Annotated in this window: 17 protein-coding genes and 3 tRNA genes; 7 read left to right on the top strand and 13 right to left on the bottom strand. The window is 52.1% G+C overall.

The features are described 5' to 3' along the window. The first annotated feature begins 188 nt into the window (after nt 1-188). Both L855_RS13370 and L855_RS13375 read left to right on the top strand, forming a co-directional pair. A complete protein-coding gene (locus tag L855_RS13370; RefSeq protein ID WP_246198861.1) occupies nt 189-3008 on the top strand; it encodes an MASE1 domain-containing protein in 2820 nt (939 codons plus the stop codon). 24 nt (nt 3009-3032) lie between these two features. Beyond that, entirely contained in the window at nt 3033-4106 is a 1074-nt protein-coding gene (locus L855_RS13375; protein WP_159788786.1) for an ATP-binding protein, read from the top strand. Between the two features lie 7 nt (nt 4107-4113). Here the strand turns inward: L855_RS13375 and L855_RS13380 are convergent, their stop codons facing one another. Together L855_RS13380 and L855_RS13385 are read right to left on the bottom strand one after the other, a co-directional pair. After that, the gene (locus L855_RS13380) at nt 4114-5268 is read right to left on the bottom strand and encodes a GGDEF domain-containing protein (RefSeq protein ID WP_159788788.1); all 1155 of its coding nucleotides are present in this window, start codon (nt 5266-5268) and stop codon (nt 4114-4116) included. Nucleotides 5269-5402: 134 nt separating this feature from the next. Beyond that, nucleotides 5403-6578 (bottom strand): diguanylate cyclase, encoded by a 1176-nt coding sequence (locus L855_RS13385; RefSeq protein ID WP_159788790.1) that lies wholly within the window; start codon nt 6576-6578, stop codon nt 5403-5405. Between the two features lie 184 nt (nt 6579-6762). Here L855_RS13385 and L855_RS13390 point away from each other — a divergent pair, with 184 nt between their 5' ends. Both L855_RS13390 and L855_RS13395 read left to right on the top strand, forming a co-directional pair. After that, nucleotides 6763-8523 (top strand): NB-ARC domain-containing protein, encoded by a 1761-nt coding sequence (locus L855_RS13390; RefSeq protein WP_159788793.1) that lies wholly within the window; start codon nt 6763-6765, stop codon nt 8521-8523. Between the two features lie 230 nt (nt 8524-8753). Beyond that, a complete protein-coding gene (locus L855_RS13395) occupies nt 8754-8963 on the top strand; it encodes a hypothetical protein (RefSeq protein ID WP_159788795.1) in 210 nt (69 codons plus the stop codon). Between the two features lie 34 nt (nt 8964-8997). Here the strand turns inward: L855_RS13395 and L855_RS13400 are convergent, their stop codons facing one another. The 4 genes from L855_RS13400 to L855_RS13415 all read right to left on the bottom strand — a co-directional run bounded on the left by L855_RS13400 (nt 8998) and on the right by L855_RS13415 (nt 10782). After that, on the bottom strand, nt 8998-9498 hold the full coding sequence (locus L855_RS13400) for a hypothetical protein (protein WP_159788797.1): 501 nt from the start codon (nt 9496-9498) through the stop codon (nt 8998-9000). 112 nt (nt 9499-9610) lie between these two features. Then, nucleotides 9611-9682, bottom strand: a tRNA-Thr gene (locus L855_RS13405). A gap of 8 nt (nt 9683-9690) precedes the next feature. Continuing rightward, a tRNA-Tyr gene (locus tag L855_RS13410) sits at nt 9691-9772 on the bottom strand. Between the two features lie 140 nt (nt 9773-9912). After that, the gene (locus tag L855_RS13415) at nt 9913-10782 is read right to left on the bottom strand and encodes an HpsJ family protein (RefSeq protein ID WP_159788799.1); all 870 of its coding nucleotides are present in this window, start codon (nt 10780-10782) and stop codon (nt 9913-9915) included. A 367-nt stretch (nt 10783-11149) separates the two neighbouring features. Between L855_RS13415 and L855_RS13420 the strand changes: the two genes are divergently transcribed. The 3 genes from L855_RS13420 to L855_RS13430 all read left to right on the top strand — a co-directional run bounded on the left by L855_RS13420 (nt 11150) and on the right by L855_RS13430 (nt 13714). Then, nucleotides 11150-11701: a hypothetical protein gene (locus tag L855_RS13420; protein WP_159788801.1), complete on the top strand. Its 552-nt coding sequence runs from the start codon at nt 11150-11152 to the stop codon at nt 11699-11701. 171 nt (nt 11702-11872) lie between these two features. Beyond that, the gene (locus L855_RS13425; RefSeq protein ID WP_159788803.1) at nt 11873-12748 is read left to right on the top strand and encodes a methyltransferase domain-containing protein; all 876 of its coding nucleotides are present in this window, start codon (nt 11873-11875) and stop codon (nt 12746-12748) included. 39 nt (nt 12749-12787) lie between these two features. Next, nucleotides 12788-13714, top strand: a complete 927-nt coding sequence (locus tag L855_RS13430; protein ID WP_159788805.1) for a homogentisate phytyltransferase — start codon at nt 12788-12790, stop codon at nt 13712-13714. Nucleotides 13715-13738: 24 nt separating this feature from the next. On the opposite strand, the gene L855_RS13435 is transcribed toward L855_RS13430, so the two are convergent. The 7 genes from L855_RS13435 to L855_RS13465 form a co-directional block, all read right to left on the bottom strand. After that, a complete protein-coding gene (locus L855_RS13435) occupies nt 13739-15340 on the bottom strand; it encodes a serine/threonine phosphatase (protein ID WP_159788807.1) in 1602 nt (533 codons plus the stop codon). A gap of 6 nt (nt 15341-15346) precedes the next feature. Continuing rightward, nucleotides 15347-15982, bottom strand: a complete 636-nt coding sequence (locus L855_RS13440) for a pseudouridine synthase (protein ID WP_246198862.1) — start codon at nt 15980-15982, stop codon at nt 15347-15349. Then, nucleotides 15974-16045: transfer RNA gene (locus L855_RS13445), tRNA-Cys, on the bottom strand. The genes L855_RS13440 and L855_RS13445 overlap by 9 nt, the downstream gene beginning before the upstream one ends. 35 nt (nt 16046-16080) lie before the next feature. After that, nucleotides 16081-17049: a 7,8-didemethyl-8-hydroxy-5-deazariboflavin synthase subunit CofG gene (gene cofG / locus L855_RS13450; protein ID WP_159788809.1), complete on the bottom strand. Its 969-nt coding sequence runs from the start codon at nt 17047-17049 to the stop codon at nt 16081-16083. 76 nt (nt 17050-17125) lie between these two features. Continuing rightward, on the bottom strand, nt 17126-18388 hold the full coding sequence (locus tag L855_RS13455; protein WP_159788811.1) for an SUMF1/EgtB/PvdO family nonheme iron enzyme: 1263 nt from the start codon (nt 18386-18388) through the stop codon (nt 17126-17128). Continuing rightward, the gene (gene egtC / locus L855_RS13460) at nt 18388-19170 is read right to left on the bottom strand and encodes an ergothioneine biosynthesis protein EgtC (protein WP_159788813.1); all 783 of its coding nucleotides are present in this window, start codon (nt 19168-19170) and stop codon (nt 18388-18390) included. The genes L855_RS13455 and egtC overlap by 1 nt, the downstream gene beginning before the upstream one ends. A 209-nt stretch (nt 19171-19379) precedes the next feature. Further along, nucleotides 19380-20801 (bottom strand): isochorismate synthase, encoded by a 1422-nt coding sequence (locus L855_RS13465; protein WP_159788815.1) that lies wholly within the window; start codon nt 20799-20801, stop codon nt 19380-19382. Nucleotides 20802-20862: the final 61 nt, after the last annotated feature.

Here is a 20862-nt window from a genome sequence, read left to right on the forward strand (position 1 = left end):
CTTGCGCGAGTTGAGTCAAATAACGCCTAGATAAGTGAATAATTTTAAGGTGATCCCCTGAAGTGTTACGCAAGTTACGGTATCACGAGCTAATCTAGAAACTTAAGCTTTATTTTTGTTGGATGGGTTAATACGGGTGCTAGAATCAGTCCGGTTGACTGCGGCTATCCCAATAAACCTACATCGATATGGCGGCTTTCTTCGGCTGGAAACATCCGGGTCAGATGGTGATGCTCAACCTGGGAATTGCCCTGGTGATGTATCTGGTATTAACCCTGAACTTAAGTTTTTTAACCCTCGCCGCTGGAGTCGGCGCACCGATTTGGATTGCGGCGGGGATGGCGATCGCGATCCTAGGGATTTGGGGCAATGGGACCCTCCCCGGCCTGGCACTCGGGGTTATGCTGTTTAACCTCAATCGCTATCTCCAGACTCCAGAGCAATCTTTCCTCTGGAGCGTGATGATTCTGAATCAACTCTTAGAATTTTGGCTAGGAGCGAGATTCTTACGTCGCTATACCCATTGTTCTCCAGGATTCGAGTCTTTACGAGATGTTTTGGTTTTTATTGGCTTAGTCGCGACGGTTCCGGCGGCGATCAGTGCCACGGTCGCGATGCTGGCCTTAAGAATCTTGGCAGAACTGCCAGGGGCCCAGATGATGACTCTATGGCAAACCTGGTTTATCAGTAATGCCACGGGAATTTTAGTCATTGCCCCGTTGTTCCTCTGCTGGAGCGATCGCCGTTGCGCCCAACCCTATCGACGGCGGGATTGGCTACATATTAGCGTCATCACGGGTTTAGCCACCGTCATCGCCTACATTGCCTTTTTCCGAGACTACCCCATCGAATATAGTCTGCTGCCGCTGTTAGGCTGGGCAACCTTTCGTTTTGGCTGGCGAGAGGTCACCAGTCTGGTCACTCTAATGACCACCCTTGCCATTATCGGAACCGCCCAGGGGATGGGAACCTTTGCCCGTCCCTCTGTGGCCATGTCCTTAGTTCTCTTACAATCGTTTATCAGCGTCATCGCCCTGAGTGCTTTGGTCTTATGTGCCTTGGTGCAAGAACGCACCGCCACCCAGCGACAACTCGAACAGTACAATCAGGAGTTGGAAAGGCGGGTGGCAGAACGAACCGCATCCCTAAACCAGAGTCAACGTGACCTCTCCCGGCAACAAACCTTTTTGCGGAATGTTATTGATACTAATCCCAGCCTGATTGAGGTTCGGGATATGAGCGATCGCTTCGTCTTGGCCAACCGCAGTCTGGCGGAGTTTTACGGAACCTCCGTAGAGGCCTTAATTGGCTGCACGAGCGAGGAACTGACTCAATTGCCCCCAAACCCGGAGGCCAACTCCAGTCAGGGCCCGGTCAAAGATCCCCTGCTTGATGATGTGCGCATTTACGAAAAAGTGATTACCAATGCCGCCGGTGAGGAGCGGTATTTTTATTGCCTGGAAAAACCCTTGTTCCTGCAAGGCTCAGAAACGGAAACCCGTCATTATCTGTTGAACGTCGCCACCGACATCAGCGATCGCAAAGCCACTGAACAGGCCCTGGAACAGGCCCGAGAAGCCGCTGACCTAGCGAACCGGGCTAAGAGCGAGTTTTTGGCCAACATGAGTCATGAACTGCGAACTCCTCTTAACGGCATTTTGGGCTATGCACAAATTCTCAAACGGAACCCTCACAGTGAGCAGCAGCGTCAAGGGATTGAGATTATTCATCAATGTGGCTCCCATCTCCTGACCTTAATCAACGACATTCTGGATCTGTCCAAAATCGAAGCCCGAAAAATGGAACTTTACCTTTCGGACATTTACTTTCCGGCATTTCTCACCGGAGTTTCAGAAATTTGTCAGATCAAGGCCGAACCCAAGGGACTGGCTTGGCAGTATCAGGTGGTGACGCCAATTCCCGAGGCAGTTCGCACTGATGAAAAACGGTTGCGGCAAGTTCTGATCAATCTTCTGGGCAACGCGGTGAAATATACCGAGGCGGGTCAAGTCACCTTTCAAGTGGCCGTGATTGAGCATTTAGACGAGGCAGTGAAGGTACGGTTTGAGATTCGGGATACGGGGGTGGGCATGAGCCAGGAGCAGCTTGAACGGATCTTTCAGCCCTTTGAGCAGGTCGGGAGAGCTAGGGAAATGGCGGAGGGAACGGGATTGGGCTTAACGATTTCCCAGAAGATTGTCCATCTGATGGGGAGTCAGATTCAGGTGCAAAGTCAGATTAATCAGGGGAGTACGTTTGTCTTTGACCTGGTGTTCCCCCTAGCTCAAGAATGGGTAGCCCCCTCTATGACCCGTTATGGCAAGATTTTGGGCTATCAGGGCCCTCGACGGAGGATTTTAGTGGTCGATGACAGGCCAGAGAATCGCAGTGTTGTACGCAGTTTGCTAGAGCCGTTGGAATTTGGAATGTTGGAGGCGGCGGATGGTCACGAGGGCTATGATTGTGCCCTGGCCCAGCAGCCGGATTTGATTTTGACGGATTTGGTCATGCCCGACTCAGATGGATTTGAGCTGATTCAGCGGTTGCGAGGGCTGTCTGAGTTTAGGAGTCTTCCGATTATTGTTTCCTCGGCTAGTGTTTTTGAGGAGGATCGTGATCGCAGTTTGGAGTTTGGAGGGAGTGCCTTTCTCCCGAAACCGATTCAAGCGGAGGAGTTATTTAATTTGTTGCAGCAGCTCTTACAGCTAGATTGGCAGTATGAGGCAATGGAGACCCCTGCTGAAGCAACGACTACGGTATCTCCTGAGACTTTTGATGCTGATGCAGTTGAGGGCCTGCCACTACCCAACCGGGAAGTTTTAGCCCAACTCCTAGACTGGGCAAGACGGGGCAATCTCAACCGGATTCGCGGTTGGTCTGACCAGGTTGTGGAGGACGCTGGAGACTGTCGGGAGTTTGCCCAATGTCTGGGGAATCTGGCTCAGCGGTTTCGGGAGCGAGATATTCTCTTGATGTTGCAAGTTGCCTTGGAATCCCCTAAAGTCTAAGCGCAATCTGAGCGGTGTTCGATTATGGTTCGAGTCCGTCCGAGCTTAGAGATCCAGTTTGCGGAAGAATTGGCGGCGTTACAGGAGGTTGATCGGCGGCCGCGTCCTCCTCAATGGCAGTTATCCCCCTGGGCGGTGCGAACCTATCTGATCGGGGGAACTCTGGAGACTGGTTTGGAGATTACGCCGAAGTATATTGGTTCGGCGCGGGCGATCGAGATTGCGATCGCCACTCTGGTGACGGATCGGGCCCTGTTGTTGTTGGGGGTTCCCGGAACGGGGAAGTCTTGGCTGTCGGAACATTTAAGTATTGCCATTTCGGGCCATTCTCGCTTCTTGGTTCAGGGAACGGCGGGAACCCCTGAGGAGGCCCTTCGCTATAGCTGGAATTATGCCAAACTCCTAGCGCAGGGGTTCTCGGCTGAGGCCTTGGTAGCCAGTCCGGTGTTGCGGGCCATGGAAGAGGGGGCGATCGTCCGTATTGAGGAGTTGACGCGCCTGCCGACAGATGTGCAGGATTCTCTGCTGACGATTCTCTCGGAGAAACGCTTGCCGATTCCTGAGTTAAAGGAGGATAGTTTTGCCCGACAAGGGTTTAATCTGATTGCGACGGCGAATCAGAAGGATCGAGGGGTGAATGATCTCTCGACGGCCCTGAAACGTCGTTTTAATACGGTGGTGTTACCGCTTCCGGCGACGTTGGAGATGGAGGTGGAGATTGTCCGCCGTCGGGTGGAAGCTTTGGGGATGCCGTTGGAGTTACGGCAGGAAACGCCGATTTTAGAGGAAATTCGCCGGGTGGTGACCATCTTCCGGGAGTTGCGTCAGGGGATGACGGAGGATGGCCAACGGCCGTTAAAGTCGTCTCAGGGAGTGTTGAGTCCAGCGGATGCGATTTCGGTGGTGAATCAGGGGTTGGCCCTGGCGGCTCATTTTGGCGATGGCCAGTTACGGGCCGAGGATTTGCTGGCAGGGGTTCGGGATGTGGTGGTGCAGGAGTCCCCCCAGAATGCGATCGCCTGGGAGGAGTATTTGGAAACGGTGATTCAATCTCGTCCTGGTTGGGAAGCGTTTTATGAGGCGGGGAGGCGGGAGTAGTTCCGGGTCATAGGATGACGTATTCGGCTCGATTTCGTCCGTTTTCTTTGGCTTGATAGAGGGCAAGATCCGCTTGTTTGAGGAGCGTGTCGAGGGGATAGTGACCCAGTGGGGCGGTGACAACCCCCAAACTGATGGTGCATCTCAGGGTTTTGATGACATAATCAACGGTGTTTTTTTCGACTTGAAGTCGTAGGGATTCGGCGCGATCGCGGGCAGCGGCGGCGGAGCAATTGGGTAGGAAAATAACAAATTCTTCGCCCCCCCAGCGTCCTAAGATGTCCTGAGGGGTCAGTTGAGATTCTAAGACTCGTGCCACTTCTTGGAGGACGCGATCGCCCACGTCATGACCATGATTATCATTGATTTTCTTGAAATAATCAATATCTAATAAAATTAGGGTAGCCTGATGTCGCTGTGCTTTTTTTAGCTTCCTCTCCAGCCGTCGAGCGGTTGCACCTCGATTAAAAATTTGGGTTAAAAAATCTATTTCTGCTAAATGATGCAGTTCGGCATACATCCGTTGACTGACCATAATTACAAAAAAACCATTGCGAAGAAAATCAATAACAAACAAAGACAAAAATGTAAAAGCATTGGCAATTGTTTCATCGATAATAGATTGAGTTGTTCCGTCTCTAATTAAAATAATGCGCATAATAAATACCCAAAATCCCACACCTAAAACCAATTCAAGACTCCGAGAAGTTGCGCGAAAACTGATTATTTTAGAGTTTTGAATATACTGGAAGCCAATTGCATATATTCCAGCTATTGGCACTAAAATAAAAACGTTACGCCAGAAATAGTTGTCGTCATAATAAACCCAGTAAATTTGGAAGAATAGAATTAGTGTGACAGCAAATAGCCAATACGAATAATTGATTTTACGGCTTAAGAACTGACCGATACCGATGATATGCAAACAGATGGCACTAAAAAGGACAATGTTATTGATCAGGCGAAGTTCTGGGGAGGGAAAAAATAGACTCCTCACTAAAAAACCGACAAATGACAAGCTAGATAGCAAAGTCCCCAGGACATAAGTGGACATTCCTTTGTATTGATTAGCCGAAATCCAAAGAACTACCAGCACAGCTGCTTGAAGTAATGAGGATATTGCAATCATCAAGATCATCGTATCTGGATTAAAGAATGTCATTGACCTTTTACCCCCAATATCTCTTCTCCATTATCCATCATCTCCGCCGATGGCTGCTAGAGCGGTTAGCTGACTGTCATCTCTCTCGCGTTAGGGCGGTGAAGGGGGGCAAGCCGTGGTTTCGTCGCCGAGGCTTAACGGCTAAAGACTATATATTGAGCCTGATTCCGTCCGCTATTTTTAGCTTCATAGAGGGCCAAATCTGCTGGTTTGAGGAGGTCATTTAGAGTCACCTTTGATTGAGTGGCGGTGACCACTCCCAAACTTAGGGTACAATGTATCTGCTGATTTGGAATTGTGCTGTCAAAAATAGCCGTTTTCTCAACGGTATGGCGTAACGACTCAGTGCGATCGCGTACATCCGATGCTGAACAATTGGGTAGAACAATTAAAAATTCTTCCCCTCCCCAACGTCCGATGATGTCCCCAGGATACAATTGAGCCTGAAGTACGCTAACCACAGTTTTTAGGACGATATCTCCTACGTCATGACCGTAGGTATCATTGATTTTTTTGAAATAGTCAATATCAACCAAAATTAAACTTAACGGGTAATTTTTTCTGTTTTTTATATTTGTATTGATGCGCTCGGTGACAGCCCCTCGATTCAATACTTGGGTCAAAAAATCAGTCTCAGATAATAATTTTAAATCTGAGTACATCCGCTGACTGACCATCAAAACAAAAAAGCAATTGCGAAGAAAATCAATGACAAAGAGTGTCATAAATGTGAGCAAGTTGGCAAAGGAAGCATCAACGAGGCTTTGAGTTGTTCCATCGAGTATCAATAAACCCCTGAAAGAAGAAAGCAAAATGTCCGCCGCAAAAACAACGACCAGCGAATAAACAGTGAAATAAAAATAACTATGTTTGGATTTTAAGATGTAGCTAATAGTAATTGCACAAATTATAATATTTAGAGGAATCATAAAAAACTGACGCTCATTATAATTCGTGGCAATGTAGTTATGATAAATTTGTGAACTCAATAACGTTGCTGCTAGAAAAGCCCAAGTGAATTTAGTTGTTTTTCTCCCCAAGAATTGACCAATGGCGATCGCCCAAATTACTCGCGAGCCAATGATAAACGTATTGCTGATAAATCTCAGTGGGGGAACTTCCCAGCTAAACGTCAATAGTCCAATGATAAATGATAGGGAAGCCATGACGGTTCCTACCACATAGAGAGAAATCCCTTTATATTGATTGGCGACAACCCCCAGGGCAATAAGCACCCAGGCTTGCAGAAACGATGAGATGACGATCATAATCATCATCGTTTTTGGATCAAGGGAGAGAAATAGAGACATGGGATAACGAGGAGGAATAATCTGGTGCGTTACCGGTTATAACTGATAGTCTTTAGACTCAAAGGGTGACAAGGAGGCTATAAGCCAGATGGGTCAATTGTTTTGAGCTAAGGGCCGATCGCACCCCAAGGACAACGGCCTCGAAATCCCTACAATGGAGGAGGTGGTTTAGGGGAACAGAAGTATGGATCGTGCGTTGGCGGGTCGCTTAGGAACCTTTGGCGCGGCGGTGGTGGTAGGGGCGGCGGCCAGTGCGATCGCCCCCACCAGTCTTCCCCTCATTATCGCTGGAACAGCCCTGTCTGGCGTAGCCGGGGGGATTTTTGCCAATGATTTGGGGGCGATCGATAGCCAGTTCGGAGATCCCGATTTACGCAATGCTCATTTGACGCGGGCCGTGGGACGGGCGATCGCCATCGTCATTGAAACCCTGGCCCAAGACCACCAGGGGCGATCGCGCTTGGCCCTAGACGCATTAGCCCAAAGCGCCCGCCAGCACTGGTCGCACATCATCGCAGATATCCTGGGAAATCAGACCCCAGAGGGGTTATTTGAAGACAAATTAGCCGAGACTTACTTTGCCACAGCAGCAGAGAACTTTGAACAGATGCAGGCCTTAGACACTTGGCAAGAATGGCGACCTGTTGTTGACGCCTTGCGACCTAGGGCGCGGCGCTGGCTGCGTCAATCCTGGCGGGGGCGAGTGCGGCGCTGGCGCTCTGGCGGGGTGTATCCCTTAGCCACCTTGACTCCGACTCTTGTGGATACCCTGGCTCAACGCTTGCATGAACAGTTCCCCAAAGCCATCCGGGAAGTGTTAAAGCGGGATTTTGCTGAAGGAAAAGAAGCCTTTGCGGGGATGGTGTTTGACCTACTGGGGAACTTAACCGCCGGTCAGCAGGAGTTGGCGCAACAGTTGGCGGAGTGGCGGCAACAAACCCCCTCCCTCTCCCAAGCCATGGCCGACCAACTGACCGTGGAATTGCAACGATTAGAAGGGGTGATGCGGCAGGAGGGGAAAGAAACCCGCGACAGGGTAAAACAGGAACATGAAGAAACCCGCAACATTATCCGGGAAATTGTCAAAAAACCAAGCCCCCAAATCGCCAACCCTCCCTCAAACCTTCTTCGCTACCGTCGCACCGTTCCCAAATTTGTCGGGCGGGAGGTGGCGATTGCCCAATTGAGCGCCTTGTTCGCCCAAGTCGATCAGGTGGCGATCGCGGCGGCGCTGTCGGGGATGGGGGGACTGGGGAAAACCGAGTTAGCCTGGCAATGGGCGCAGCAGGAATATGAGGCGGGGAATTTTCCCGGTGGAGTGGTCTGGTTGGACATGGTGGCGGGGAATCCGGGAGAGCAGTTAGTGCTGTTTTATCAGACCGAGTTTGCCCTAGACATCCCGGCGGAGTTGACGACGGTGGCGCAGCGGCTGGCCTATTGTTGGCAGCATTGGCCTCGGGAGGGGGCGGTGTTGTTGGTGTTGGATGATGTGGTGCGGGAGCGGGATGGGGCGAAGTTGTCCATGTTTCGTCCTGGGGGACAGTTTCGGGTGTTGTGGACGACGCGAGAACGGTGTACGGGGGTGCAAGATTACCGCTTGGATACGCTGTCCGATGAGGCGGCGCGGGAGTTGTTGACTGGCTACCTTGAGGCGGCGCGGTTGGAGGCGGAACCGGAGGCCCTGACAGAGTTGTTGCGCTGGTTTGACGGGTTGCCCTTGGGGTTGGAGTTGGCGGCGCGTTATTTGGCGTTGGATGAGTTTTTATCAATTGGGGAGTATCTGCGAGGGTTACATCTGACCCATGACTCCCTTGATGCAATAGTTGAGATGGGCTATCCCTTGAAATTCTGGCAGAACTGGGCTATTCCCTACGAAAAACTCAGCTTGAACTTCCTCAAGCTGAACTCGATCGCATCCCCCTCCAACAGCTCAAACACAGCCTAGAACAGCGGCTTCCCTATGTCAGTCTAACCAGTGAAGCCGCTCGCCGAGAGGTTCTGATTGCGCCAATTGTTTTAACCCTGATTGACTACACCCAAGCTCAACTCAGAATTGAATACACCATTCGAGTTTCTGACCAACTTAAAGGCTCCCTAGACTACTATCTCCAGAGTCAAAATAGCCTCCTGATTATTGAAGCTAAAAATGCTGATCTGGCTCGGGGATTCACGCAATTGGCGGCAGAATTGATTGCCCTTGACCAATGGCTTGATTCCGATACTCGCCCCCTCTATGGGGTCGTGTCAACTGGGGATATCTGGCAGTTTGGACGCTTAAATCGCCAACAGCATCAGATTGAGCAAGACCTCAGTTTATATCGAGTTCCCACTGACTTGGAAGACCTCTTCCCCATCCTAATCGCTATTCTGACTGGGATAGGGTGAGTTTCACTCAAATGCTCTGTTTTCCAAGACATCCCTAAAACTGAATCCCCACACCTCCTTGAAGAGAAAATCCCGTGCGGTTGGTGTCTTCATAGGCATCAAAGGCAATAATGGCATTACCAAAAACCACCAAATTACTGTTAGGAAAGGTGCGATCAATTCCCGGTTGCAAGACAAAACTGGTGGTATTGCCAACCGGTGTGTCTTCATTGCCCGTAAACGCTACCCCAGCACCAATATAGGCATCCGTTTCCCAGTTAATGGGGATATCATAGGAAACCGTGGGAACAATAGCAATGCCATTTCCCGCTAACACCTGGGTTCGTAGGGAAATCGGTACTTCTAAAAGTCGATAGCGGAAAGCCACAACTCCCGACGCTCCTCCTCCCTCTTGTAGGCCGACACTTCCACCCACTCCAACATAACTTCCATAGGCCGCTTGGGCGATCGCCCCCTCAGCGGACAAACCTACCCCCGTCAGAGACAGGATAAGGCTCCCCAGTCCATAGACAGACCATTGTTTGAGTCCTTTCATCGCGCTTCTATCCTCACACCAAAACGAACACCCCCGAATTCTAACAAATCGGAGGTTGAGGTGAAGATAATCCAACTAAATTCTCAAGTGGGCAATTTAATTGCAACCAAAAAGCCCGTGACGAGACTTGAACTCGTGACCTCACCCTTACCAAGGGTGTGCTCTACCGCTGAGCTACACGGGCAAATAGGATGGGCCGAGCTGGATTCGAACCAGCGTAGGCGTAGCCAGTGGATTTACAGTCCACCCCCATTAACCACTCGGGCATCGACCCATGACTATTTGATTCTGTGGGCCGCTTTCGCGCTCACAGATTTATATCTTAGCACAAGCATTTGTAAATGCAACCCCTTTTGGCAAAAAATCTGGAAAATCTCCAGAATCTTAGGGGCTGGGGGCGTGAGGACCTCAACACTAGGGGAGAAAGGGGGGGTCATCGGAGGGAGGTGGCCCGGGCGCTCGTTTTGGCTTGGGTTTGGGAGGGGTGGGAGGAGTGGCAGGGCGACGTTTGACTTTCGCGCGTTTGGCGGTTTTGCCCATCCCTCGGCCGAGGAAGGCGATATTGAGGTAGCAGGTTGAGAGCATGATACTGGTTAAGCCGAAGCGAGCGATGGACTTCCAAGCCCCAAATCGCGATCGCTCTTTGGCCCGACTGCTGCGAGCTTGGACCCGTTCGACTAAACTGGTACGCAAGGTTTGGATTTGCCGGTCAATACTGTCGGGATTTTCAATAAACTCCTGAAACTGAGCCAACTGCTCCTCATTTAACGGTTCATCGCCCAGAAAATCCTGTAAGAGGGTTTCAGTATCCTCATCACGTTCAATAATCCCGAGATAAAGTTGCTGCTGCTGCTGCAATTGCAGTTCAATTTGTTCTAAACTTTCGTTGGCTTCTCGGTCAATGCGAGCAATGGCTTGCTGACTGGAGACTAACGCCGCTAGGGCATGACCGGGAATGAGAATCAGAAAAATTAACCCCAAAATTAAGGACAGCCGAAAAGTTCGCTTTTTGGTGGTTTGAATCCAGGTATCGGTCTCAGTCGCTGCCCCACTCACCACTTCACAGGCAATTCCCGCCAGCAGTGCGGCAACTCCAATCAAAGGGATAATGCCCTGCTGAATGATTTGTGTCGTTAGATTGAGCCACCAGCTCGGACTACCCGCGTCAGGGGGCACAATCAGTAAAATAAAGTTGAGCAGGGTAATCAGAATCAGAACCGTTCCTGCCAGTTTGAGACCTCTTGAGGCAAGTGCTAGACTGGTCTTAGATTCTTTAGACTTCATGATCAATCAATAGGTATCCTAGACATTCGAAATGGCGTTAGCCTTACTTTGACGGCCGTTAAATTATGCTGAACCGCTACCATCTTACGCGTTGATCTTGCGATCGCCCCCAGATACCCCTCATCTTTAGAACTTTACAAAAAAACCATATAAATCTCTGGATTCTTCACCATATCTTTACAAAAGATAGGTTTGACTGAGGGGGGGGGAAAGGCTAAGCTGGAAGCAGCCCCAACCTTGGTATTAATTTTACCGGTTCTGAAGGGTCACAAAAACCTCGAAGTCATTCAGTAAAAATACGGTAAGTTTTCAGGGCTAACCAGCAAGATAACGTCGGTGTAAACCCATAAGCGTCAAAGTAAACGTCATGAAAAGACAACTAGCAATTTTAGCCTCAAGTCTTGTGGTGGGGGTTGGGGCGATCGCCGTAGCACCCGTCCAAGCACTCCCCATCTTCGGCACGGAAAGTCACCACGAACTTGAAGACATCCTCAATGAAGAGGTTCAGTTAAGTGGCGAGCAGCAGGGAACCCTAATTGGGGTCGCCGGCTTGTTAGAGATGGATAGCACAGCGTTATTAAATAGCCCTGACGCGATGAACTCTCTGTTTGATGGAGAAAGCGTCGATCCGAGTCAACCCCCGACGGGCCCCCTCGTCATTAATCACGAAGCTAGTGGTTGTTCCGTGGATGCCGGATGTGCTCTCAAAGCCATTGGCCTAGTGAACACCCTCAAATGTGGCGCTTCGGGCATGGACCCCGAAGCCTGGGCCTCCTGTCTGCAAGATACGGACTATGATGCCTACATCGCTGCCAGCGCTTGCACTTGGGGGTCTTGCCCCGGATTTGCCCTGGCGGAAGATGGGGTCTATGCTTGTGCCGAACCCACGGGACTGAGTGTTTTCGCTGCTTTAAATTAAACTCACACTCGACAGCTCGTGTCTTCAGCCTAAGCGATCTCATCGCCTCGACTCTGAATCGGGATCTCGCGATCCCCTCCATACCTCTTCTAGCCAAGAAGGGGTATTTTTTTGGGAGTTTGCGGTAGGTTGGAAAGTAGTTGAACGTTCAAGTGTATTTATATAGCCCCGATGACAAACCCCTTTGGACAGCAGATTCAGGACTTCTATGACGCTTCGACAGAACTCTGGGAGGAGGTTTGGGGCGAACACTTACACCATGGCTACTACGGCGATCGCAATCCCCGAAGCCTAGACCGACGACAGGCCCAGATTGACCTGATCGATCGCCTCCTGGACTGGGTACAGGCTAGCGGAAACGCGGCCCCTCTCAACGAACAGAGTCAAGTCCTCGATGTCGGCTGTGGCGTGGGTGGAAGTAGTCTCCACTTATGGCAGAAATTCCACTGTCGGGCCACGGGAATCACCCTCAGTCCCGTTCAGGCCCGCCGGGCCACCGAGCGATCGCAGCAAGCCGGGGCCAGCAGTTCCCTCGGCTTCCTAGTGGCCGACGCGTTGGGGGTTCCCTTTGCAGACGAAACGTTTGACTGGATCTGGTCCCTCGAAAGCGGCGAACATATGCCCGACAAAACCCGCTTTTTAGAGGAATGTTACCGTCTCCTCAAACCCGGTGGAACCCTGATGTTGGCCACCTGGTGTCATCGTCCCCTAGATTCCGGACGTTTGTCAGCGGCGGAAGTCGAGCATTTGCGGCAACTCTATCAGGTTTATCATTTACCCTATGTGATTTCCCTGCCTGACTATGACGCGATCGCCGAGGGGATTGGCTTTGAGAACGTACAAACCGAGGATTGGTCAACCGCCGTGGCCCCCTTCTGGGATGTCGTCATGGACTCCGCCTTAGATCCCAAGGTGATTTTGGGGGTTCTCTTATCCGGTTGGGAGACCATTCAGGGGGCTTTGGCCATGAATTTGATGCGAGATGGCTATAAGAGTGGGTTAGTCCGTTATGGGGTTCTCAGTGGCAGAAAACCCCTAGAAGCCTAAGTTAACCAGAAACCATCAGTCACAGCGTCAGGAGGATCAATGGAATCGCGATCGCACCCCTTAGCCACATCATTTGCACAACGACTTTCTGCCCTATGGCGGTTTAGTCGTCCCCATACCATTATCGGCACAACCCTCAGTGTTTGGGGGCTGTTTGCCATCAGCCAAGCGGGGTCGTGGCCCACCTCCCCGGAATGGCGATCGCTACTTTGGGCTTGGTTGGCCTGTTTAGGGGGAAACCTCTATATTGTGGGCTTAAATCAACTCGAAGACATCGATATTGATCGCATCAATAAGCCCACGTTACCCCTGGCCTCGGGAGAATTTAGCCCCCGCCAGGGATGGACGATTGTCGCCCTTTCGGGACTGGGGGCGATCGCCCTGGCTTGGACTCAAGGCCAATGGCTATTCGCGACGGTTGCCATTAGTTTACTCATCGGAACTGCCTATTCAATTCCCCCCATTCGTCTCAAACGCTTTCCCTTTTGGGCCTCATTTTGCATTTTTACCGTGCGCGGGATGATTGTAAACGTAGGGCTGTTCCTGCATTTTCAGGGCGGATTTCCCATTATTCCCGAAGTCTGGGCCTTAACGGTGTTTGTCCTCATCTTCACCTTTGCTATTGCTATTTTTAAGGATATTCCCGACTTAGAAGGAGACAAACGCTATCAAATTAGCACCCTAACCCTGCGTCTCGGGGCCCCAGCCGTCGCCCGCTTAGCCCTCATCACCATTTCTATCTGTGACCTCTTGATGGTGGTAGCTGGCTTTACCCTTCTCACCGACATGAATGGGCCACTTCTTGCGGCCATTCATTTGCTGTTGTTGGCCCTTTTGTGGTTCCGTCGTCGGACTTTGGACTTGGGCGATCGCACCTCCATCGCTGCCTTTTATCAATTTATTTGGAAGCTCTTTTTTCTGGAATATCTGGTGTTTCCTTTAACCTATGTTGTCGTTAATTCTTGACCATAACTTGTGCTTTTTGTTAAGCTAAAGAGATTTCAACTCCGCCCGAACTAGAACAGCCGTAATATTATCCCGCCCATTTTCCTGATTCGCCAAATCAATCAACTCCTGAGGTGCAAAATTGAGATTCGATGAGACCGCCAAATAGGGTTTGAGGTGAGTTTTCCAATGGAGTTCCACCAAACTGCGATCGGTGAGGCCATCAGACGCCAACAGAAACAGGGTGTTTTCCAGAACCGGTAAAAAGCGGATATCTGGCCGAACCGACTCCCGGGGCCCGAGGGCTTGGGTGAGTTGATAGGCTTGAGGGGTTTGATAGGCCAGCGCCGGATCAACCCCCTGGGCGATAGATTGTTGTCCCAACTCATGATCGCGCGTTAACAGTTCCAACCCTCCCGAGACCGTCAAGCGATAGAGGCGAGAATCCCCCACATGGGCGATCGCCGCCTGATTTCCATCGAGGAGTAACATCACCAGAGTTGTTCCCATGCGGCGATTTCCCCGGCGGCCTTGATCCTGATTTAACTGATAAATTGCCGTATTCGCCGCCGCGATCGCCTCATTAATCCGCCATTGTTCCGGGAAGGCCTCATCCCAATAGGGAAGAATGCGATCGGCCACCGTTTCAATGGCGATCGCACTGGCCACATCGCCCCCCTCATGGCCCCCCATCCCATCACAAAGAATATAAAGGCCTCGCGCCGACTCCGTCCGTGAATTGGGGGTTTCCCGTTGATGTTGTCGTAACCACAACAGAAACGTATCCTCATTATGACGACGTTGGCGGCCGATATCCGTCTGTCCCGCATGAGTCAATTGAATCGTAGGGATAATCGGGGCCGTGACCGTGAGATCTTCCTCGGCGAAATTCCAACCCGTGGGATCATCATCATCCTCATCCTCGTTCACCAACTGGGGTTGTAGAGAATCCAAAAGCTGATCGAGGTGCGATCGCAACCGTTCCGGCGAGGCAATCTGTCCCTGTTGTAACCGTTGAATTAATTGGGCGATGTCCAGATGAGGTGACATCTCAGAAAAGCGAAATAACTGACTCCAAGTCTCTCCCAACTGTTTCAACGACACCTCATGATCCACCGTTTCTAGATGGAGGCGTTGCAAACATAACAGATCGTCATCATCCAACAGGAGATTATCCAATTGCATCAAACTCGGGCGGCCCGCCAACTCCGTCAGCAATATCCATAAATCTGTCATCTGATACATCCAATGGAGTTGCTGAAGCGCCACCTCCTGGCGTTTCGAGGATTGCTTCACCTGCCAACCCTCAATCAGAGGCAACAACGACGAGCGATCCTCCAAGAGAACGATGGCATACTGCTCATTTTCCCAGGCATCATGGAGTCGTGGCAGGGCCGAGTTAGTCGCACAATAGGGATGAATATAGGGTTCGGCCAGATCGGGGATTGACCGTAGCGATTCCCCCGCTATAGACCGATAGTAGGGGGACTCCGCTGGCGTTTGATCAGAAACCTGAACCTCAATATCGCCCCAGTCATTTAAAACTGGACGTTTGAGAGGACGATAGCGACGTTGGGGGTCGAGATAAACCGGAAGCGTCATCCCGCCACCGTCAGCTTTAGGGATGAGGATAGCAAACCAAATCATGGGGACTCAGGGTGTTGATCGCGACGAAGACGACTGTTCCTTACTATCTTCCCTCACTTGTTGAATTTCCAGGGGAGTCAACTCTCGCCATTGTCCCGGTTGTAGGCCCTCCAGAGTTAATCGGAGACTGCGAACCCGAATCAAGCGTAAGGTGGGAAAGCCAACCGCCGCCGTCATCCGCCGGACTTGACGATTGCGCCCTTCCGTCAAGGTGATTTCCAGCCAGTCCGTGGGAACCGTTTTACGATAGCGAATCGGTGGGTCCCGTGGCGGGAGATCAGGGGGATTGGGAAGTCGTTGGACTTGGGCCGGACGAGTGGTATAGCCGCGAATCATCACCCCCCGACGTAACGCTTCTAGGGCCGCCTCATCGGGAGTCCGTTCTACTTGTACCCAATAGGTGCGCGGTTTGGCAAACTTGGGGTCCGTCAGACGATGCTTCAGCGGCCCATCATTAGTTAACAACAGCAGGCCCTCACTGTCGCGATCGAGACGACCCACAGAATAGACCCCGGGAATCGGGATATAGTCCTTTAAGGTCGCGCGAGGAGTGGCACTGTTGTCGGTAAACTGACACAGCACATCGTAGGGCTTATAAAAGAGAATATAGCGATACTGAACATTCACGTTAAAAGGGGACACCCGGATTCGAACCGGGGAATGGAAGATTTGCAGTCTTCTGCCTTACCGCTTGGCCATGTCCCCATGCCTCTAGCTTTGCCATCCTAACATATCATGGCTCAACCCTGGCAACTTTTTTGACGAATTCTCTCAAGCTGCGATCGCGGTTTCCCAGACACCCAAGATTCCCACTGAGGATACACCGGTAAACGGGAACGCAACTGCCAACCCGCCGGTTGCAAAATCTCATGCAGCCGTTGACATTGCCAATGGGGATAATCTGGATTCACCTCATCACGGGGGCCAATCCCCCCCAAATCCTGGGCCCCAGCCGCCAGACAAGCCAAGAGAATCTCAGGCGTCTCCACTAAATTCGGAGGAATCTGCAACGTTACTTCTGGCGGTAGAATATCCCGGGCCAACGCCACCACCTCCGGAAGTTGCGGCAACTGAAACGCCTCAACCGCCGACTCCTGACGCTGGCCCAAACGATGAGGTTGCAGAATCACCTCCTGGATATGGCCCCAGCGATGGTGAATCCGGGCAATTTCCATCAAGCTATTCTGGCAATCCTTAGTCGTCTCACCAATTCCCAACAACAATCCTGTGGTAAAAGGAATCCGCAACTTACCCGCCAGTTCCAACTGTAAAATGCGCCGTTCCGGTTGTTTACTCGGCGCGTGACGGTGAAACGTCTCTAGCAGTTTGGGGGTAACCTGTTCCAGCATCAACCCCATCGAAACATTGACGGTTTTCAAACTCGCCATTTCCCCCTCACTCAGAGGGCCAACATTGGTATGAGGCAGAAAGCCCAAAGACAGGGCCAACTGACAGAGATTAAAAATCCGTTGAAACCAGAGGCCTCGTCGCGGATGCTGTGGATGAACCTCACCACTGAGAATCAGAATCTCCGTCACCTGCGGCCCCACTCCATCCCGCAAAGACTGCAAAATCTCCCGTCCCCGGGCCAAACTCATCCAATCATCCTCTCCCGGTTCCCGACGAAAGTTGCAATAACTACAGCGATTAAAACACTCATAGGTGGGAACCAACGTATACGCCGGACTATAGGTTACCGTCTTCACCATGACCCATTATTTACCTGTTGCCTGTTGCCTGTTGCCTATTGCCTTCTTCCCCCTACTGCCTACTGCCTACTCTCCCCTATTCCCTGTTCCCTGTTCCCTTCTCCCCCCGACAAAGCCGAAACCCCGCAAACACCTCTCGAACCTGAGGAGAATACCAATTGCGGAAACTATTACGAAGGGCCCAGGGGCGAGTGGTCCAACTTCCTCCCCGTAACCCATAATGCTGGCCATCAAAATAGCTTTGAGAATACCCGGAATAGGGGAAGAACTCAAACCCCTGATAACCATCAAAGGTGGTTGATGTCCATTCCCACACATTCCCTAACATATCCTCGATACCCCAAGGACTGCAATGATCCTGATAGGCATGAACCGGCGTGATGCCCCCCATGAGGCGATGATGATTGCAATGATGAGGTTGGGGGAGGTCCGTGCCCCAAGGATAGGGCTGATGGCAATGTTGCTGGGGATTCCAACTAGCGGCCTTTTCCCATTCGGCTTCAGTGGGGAGTCGTTTGCCGACAAAGTTGGCGTAGGCGTTGGCTTCATACCAACTCACCCCACAGACGGGATAATGGTCAAACTCTGACCCGTCAGCCTCGGGCCAATAGAGGGGTTGGCGGATGGTATGGTGGCGGATAAACTGCCAACCGGCGGCAGACCAATAGTCGCGGTTGTCGTAGCCCCCCACCTCGATAAAGCGACGGTATTGGCCACAGGTGACGGGGTAGCGGTCAATATGATACTCGTCAAGATGGTTGAGAAAGGCGGGCTGTTCGTTGTCTAGGGCATTCTCGTTGCTATTGCCCTGGAGAAAGGCTCCTGCGGGAATTTTGATGGTTTCGGGGTTGAGAGGGGTCGAGGCGGCAGGATGAGCACGATAGAGGGAGCTACGTTGATGTAATGCCTCGACGATCGCCATGGTTTCACTATGTTGGCTTTCATGTTGCAGGATAAACCACCAGAGGCGGGCTTGGTCTTGGAGGGGGGCGCGAGGGAGATAATCTAACACCTGTTGGCGAATCTGTTGCAGATAATCGCAGGTGTCGGCGAGGCTGGGGAGTTGTTGCCGTTGCTGTTTGGGTAGGCCATCGGCGGCATAGAGGCGATGATATTGGGGCTGTTGGGGAGTGCGTCCGGCACAATGACGCAATAGCCAGAGTTCTTCGGTGAAGCCAATATGTCCTAGATGCCAACCGATGGGGCTAAAGTCGGGATGGGCTTGGGAGTAATAGAGGCGATCGCCCAGGGATTGAACTTGATCTAGGGTGGCTTGACGACAGGCGATGAGGGCTTCCTGGAGGGCCAGGGTTGGGGAAGGTTGGGAAACGAGTGACATTAGGGGTTCAAGACGGTCCACTGAGGCCCTTGATTGGGGTTGATAGTTAAGATACTGCTTGGGGCGAAGGCTTGCCAGTTTCCGGGAAAAATGGGTTCGGAGGCGATGAGGTGACTTCCATCCTGTTGCAGGTAATAGAGACTGGGGGGGGCGGTGTTGACGGCGAAGCGACAGGCGATGAGGTGTTGTCCGTCACTCAGGACGAGGTTGGCGGAGAGTTGACTGTTATGGGCCATGGCCAATTCCTGAAAGTCCTTTAGGGCGGTTTTGAGGGTTTGGCTGAGGGGCTGCTGGGGCGTTTCGTCCTGTAACTGCATCAGATAGGCAAACAGATGTTCTGAGTCGGTACTGCCGTTGATGAGTTCATAGTAGGGGCTACGGAGGCGATCGCGCAGGGGACGATAGAGACGCTGACGAAATTGGGGAATGGCCCCGTTATGGATAAAGGACCAGTTGTCATGGCTGAAGGGCTGGCCGTTACTTAAATCAAGGGCCTGTCCTGGGGTGGCACTACGCACATAAGCCAAGATACAGTCGGAGTGAATGTAGTGACTGAGGGAGGAGAGGTTAATGTCACTCCAGATGGGCAGGAGACTTTTGTAGATGAAGGGTTGGTCTTGTTGGCGGCGATCGTACCAGCTAAAGCCATAACCGTCGGCGTTGAGTAGGCCGGCGGTCATTTCTTGGGGTTGATAGCTTTGGACGACTAGGGAATGGGGGGGCTGACAAAGGAGGGAATGGAGGGAGACGGGGGAACCGAGGTAGGCGAGAAGTCGACACATGGGGGAAGAAGGCAGTAGGCAGCAGGCAGCAGGGGGGAGAGGCAAGGGGGTCACCACAGAGGCACAGAGGACAGGTCGAAAAGGAGGAGGCAATAGGCAGGAGGGGTAGGATGTGTTCCGGCATCAGTAGGGGGTTTGACCTAGGCCCATCGATTGTAAGGGCGAAAAATTTTTCGCCCCTACAGGCCGGAACTTAGGCCGTAGGGCGGTTAATTGCCGTTTAGGGTGTTGAGGAGGGCTTGGAGTTTGAGTTGGATTTCTGCGAGTTCTTTGGCGGGATCGGAACCGGCGACGATGCCGGCCCCGGCGTAGAGACGGGCGCGATCGCCGTTGATGAGGGCGGACCGGATGCCGACGATAAACTCGCTGTCTCCTTGATCGTTGACCCAGCCGAGGGGGGCGGCGTAGAGTTGGCGATCAAGGGTTTCCCAGTTTTGGATGGCCTGACAGGCTTCGGGACAGGGAACTCCGGCGACGGCGGGGGTGGGATGAAGTTGGGCGAGAACTTGCAGGGGATGGACGCTGTTGGGTAGGTTGGCGCGGATGGGGGTCCACAGATGTTGGATGTTGGACAGTTGCAGTAGGCGAATGGGGGGGACGGGATGTAGGGTTAGCCCTAATGATTGTAGTTGCTTTTGGATGAAATGTAAGACGACGCGATGTTCATGGCGTTCTTTGGGACTCGAGAGGAGATGGTTGGCCAGTTGGGCGTCGGTGGAGGGGGTTTCACCTCGGGGGGCGGAACCGGCTAGGGCGTCGGCGATGAGTTGACCGTGATGACTGCTGAGGAGACGTTCGGGACTGGCGCCGATGAAGTATTGACCATTGCCGTTGCCGACGGCGAAGCTGTAACAGTCGGGATAGTGTTGTCTGAGTTGGGCTAGGGCGGTGGTGAGATGGAAGGGGGAACGGGCTTGCAGGTCGATGGCGTGGGAGAGGACGACTTTTTGGAGTTGTTTGGTTTCGATGGCGTTGAGGGCCCGCAGTACGTTGTGTTGGAACTGTTGGATATCTCGCCAGTCGCAGTGGACGGGTTGGGGGAGGGCTGGACCGGGTTGGCGGACTGGGGTTGAGGGCAGCGATCGCAACTGTTCCAGGGTGTCCCAGATCTGTTGACTCAGATTCGCGAGATCGCTGTCACGGGTCAGGGGTAGGTTACAGGTGGCGAGGGTTTGTCCGGGTTGATGGCTGAGTTGCCATTGGGGTAGGAAGGCACTGGCGGCGGGGAATAGGGCGTTGCTGGATTGGTCGAAGAAGCTGAAACTACAGAAGATTTGCAGGCCTTGGGGCCAGCCCAGACGGGGGTTGATGAGGCTGGCGTTCTCGTGACAGTGGCGGATAAAGTCCTGTATTCTCTGGAATCGCTGGTCTCCGTTGGCCGCTATCTGACAACAACTGCCCCAGGCGGCGATCGCCTGCTGCTGACGTGGGTTTTCTAAGTAAAATGAGGGCTGATCACCCCGCTGATGCTGGTCGAAGGCTAGGAGGGGGTCGAGATCGGGTAGCCTCACCCGTAGACTCAGCCAATGCGATCGCAGGGTCTCGGGTAATTTTTGCTGCCAATTGAAAAGAAATCTCTCAATATCTTGACAATTTTGAAAGCACTGTGTCGGACTGGGTTGAACGACCATGAACGAGCGTAATGTAAAGATGTATTAAGAGTTGGCTAGCCAGCTTCTGGGTTCCCTCAAA

It is taken from the genome of Sodalinema gerasimenkoae IPPAS B-353, assembly GCF_009846485.1.
Taxonomy (GTDB): Bacteria; Cyanobacteriota; Cyanobacteriia; order Cyanobacteriales; family Geitlerinemataceae; genus Sodalinema; species Sodalinema gerasimenkoae.

Bases quoted from the DNA above. Each gene is read 5' to 3' on its own strand.
- L855_RS13370 (WP_246198861.1), top strand. From the start codon at position 189: ATGGCGGCTTTCTTCGGCTGGAAACATCCGGGTCAGATGGTGATGCTC.
- L855_RS13375 (WP_159788786.1), top strand. From the start codon at position 3,033: ATGGTTCGAGTCCGTCCGAGCTTAGAGATCCAGTTTGCGGAAGAATTG.
- L855_RS13380 (WP_159788788.1), bottom strand. From the start codon at position 5,268: ATGACATTCTTTAATCCAGATACGATGATCTTGATGATTGCAATATCC.
- L855_RS13385 (WP_159788790.1), bottom strand. From the start codon at position 6,578: ATGTCTCTATTTCTCTCCCTTGATCCAAAAACGATGATGATTATGATC.
- L855_RS13390 (WP_159788793.1), top strand. From the start codon at position 6,763: ATGGATCGTGCGTTGGCGGGTCGCTTAGGAACCTTTGGCGCGGCGGTG.
- L855_RS13400 (WP_159788797.1), bottom strand. From the start codon at position 9,498: ATGAAAGGACTCAAACAATGGTCTGTCTATGGACTGGGGAGCCTTATC.
- L855_RS13415 (WP_159788799.1), bottom strand. From the start codon at position 10,782: ATGAAGTCTAAAGAATCTAAGACCAGTCTAGCACTTGCCTCAAGAGGT.
- L855_RS13420 (WP_159788801.1), top strand. From the start codon at position 11,150: ATGAAAAGACAACTAGCAATTTTAGCCTCAAGTCTTGTGGTGGGGGTT.
- L855_RS13425 (WP_159788803.1), top strand. From the start codon at position 11,873: ATGACAAACCCCTTTGGACAGCAGATTCAGGACTTCTATGACGCTTCG.
- L855_RS13430 (WP_159788805.1), top strand. From the start codon at position 12,788: ATGGAATCGCGATCGCACCCCTTAGCCACATCATTTGCACAACGACTT.
- L855_RS13435 (WP_159788807.1), bottom strand. From the start codon at position 15,340: ATGATTTGGTTTGCTATCCTCATCCCTAAAGCTGACGGTGGCGGGATG.
- cofG (WP_159788809.1), bottom strand. From the start codon at position 17,049: ATGGTGAAGACGGTAACCTATAGTCCGGCGTATACGTTGGTTCCCACC.
- L855_RS13455 (WP_159788811.1), bottom strand. From the start codon at position 18,388: ATGTCACTCGTTTCCCAACCTTCCCCAACCCTGGCCCTCCAGGAAGCC.
- egtC (WP_159788813.1), bottom strand. From the start codon at position 19,170: ATGTGTCGACTTCTCGCCTACCTCGGTTCCCCCGTCTCCCTCCATTCC.
- L855_RS13465 (WP_159788815.1), bottom strand. From the start codon at position 20,801: ATGGTCGTTCAACCCAGTCCGACACAGTGCTTTCAAAATTGTCAAGAT.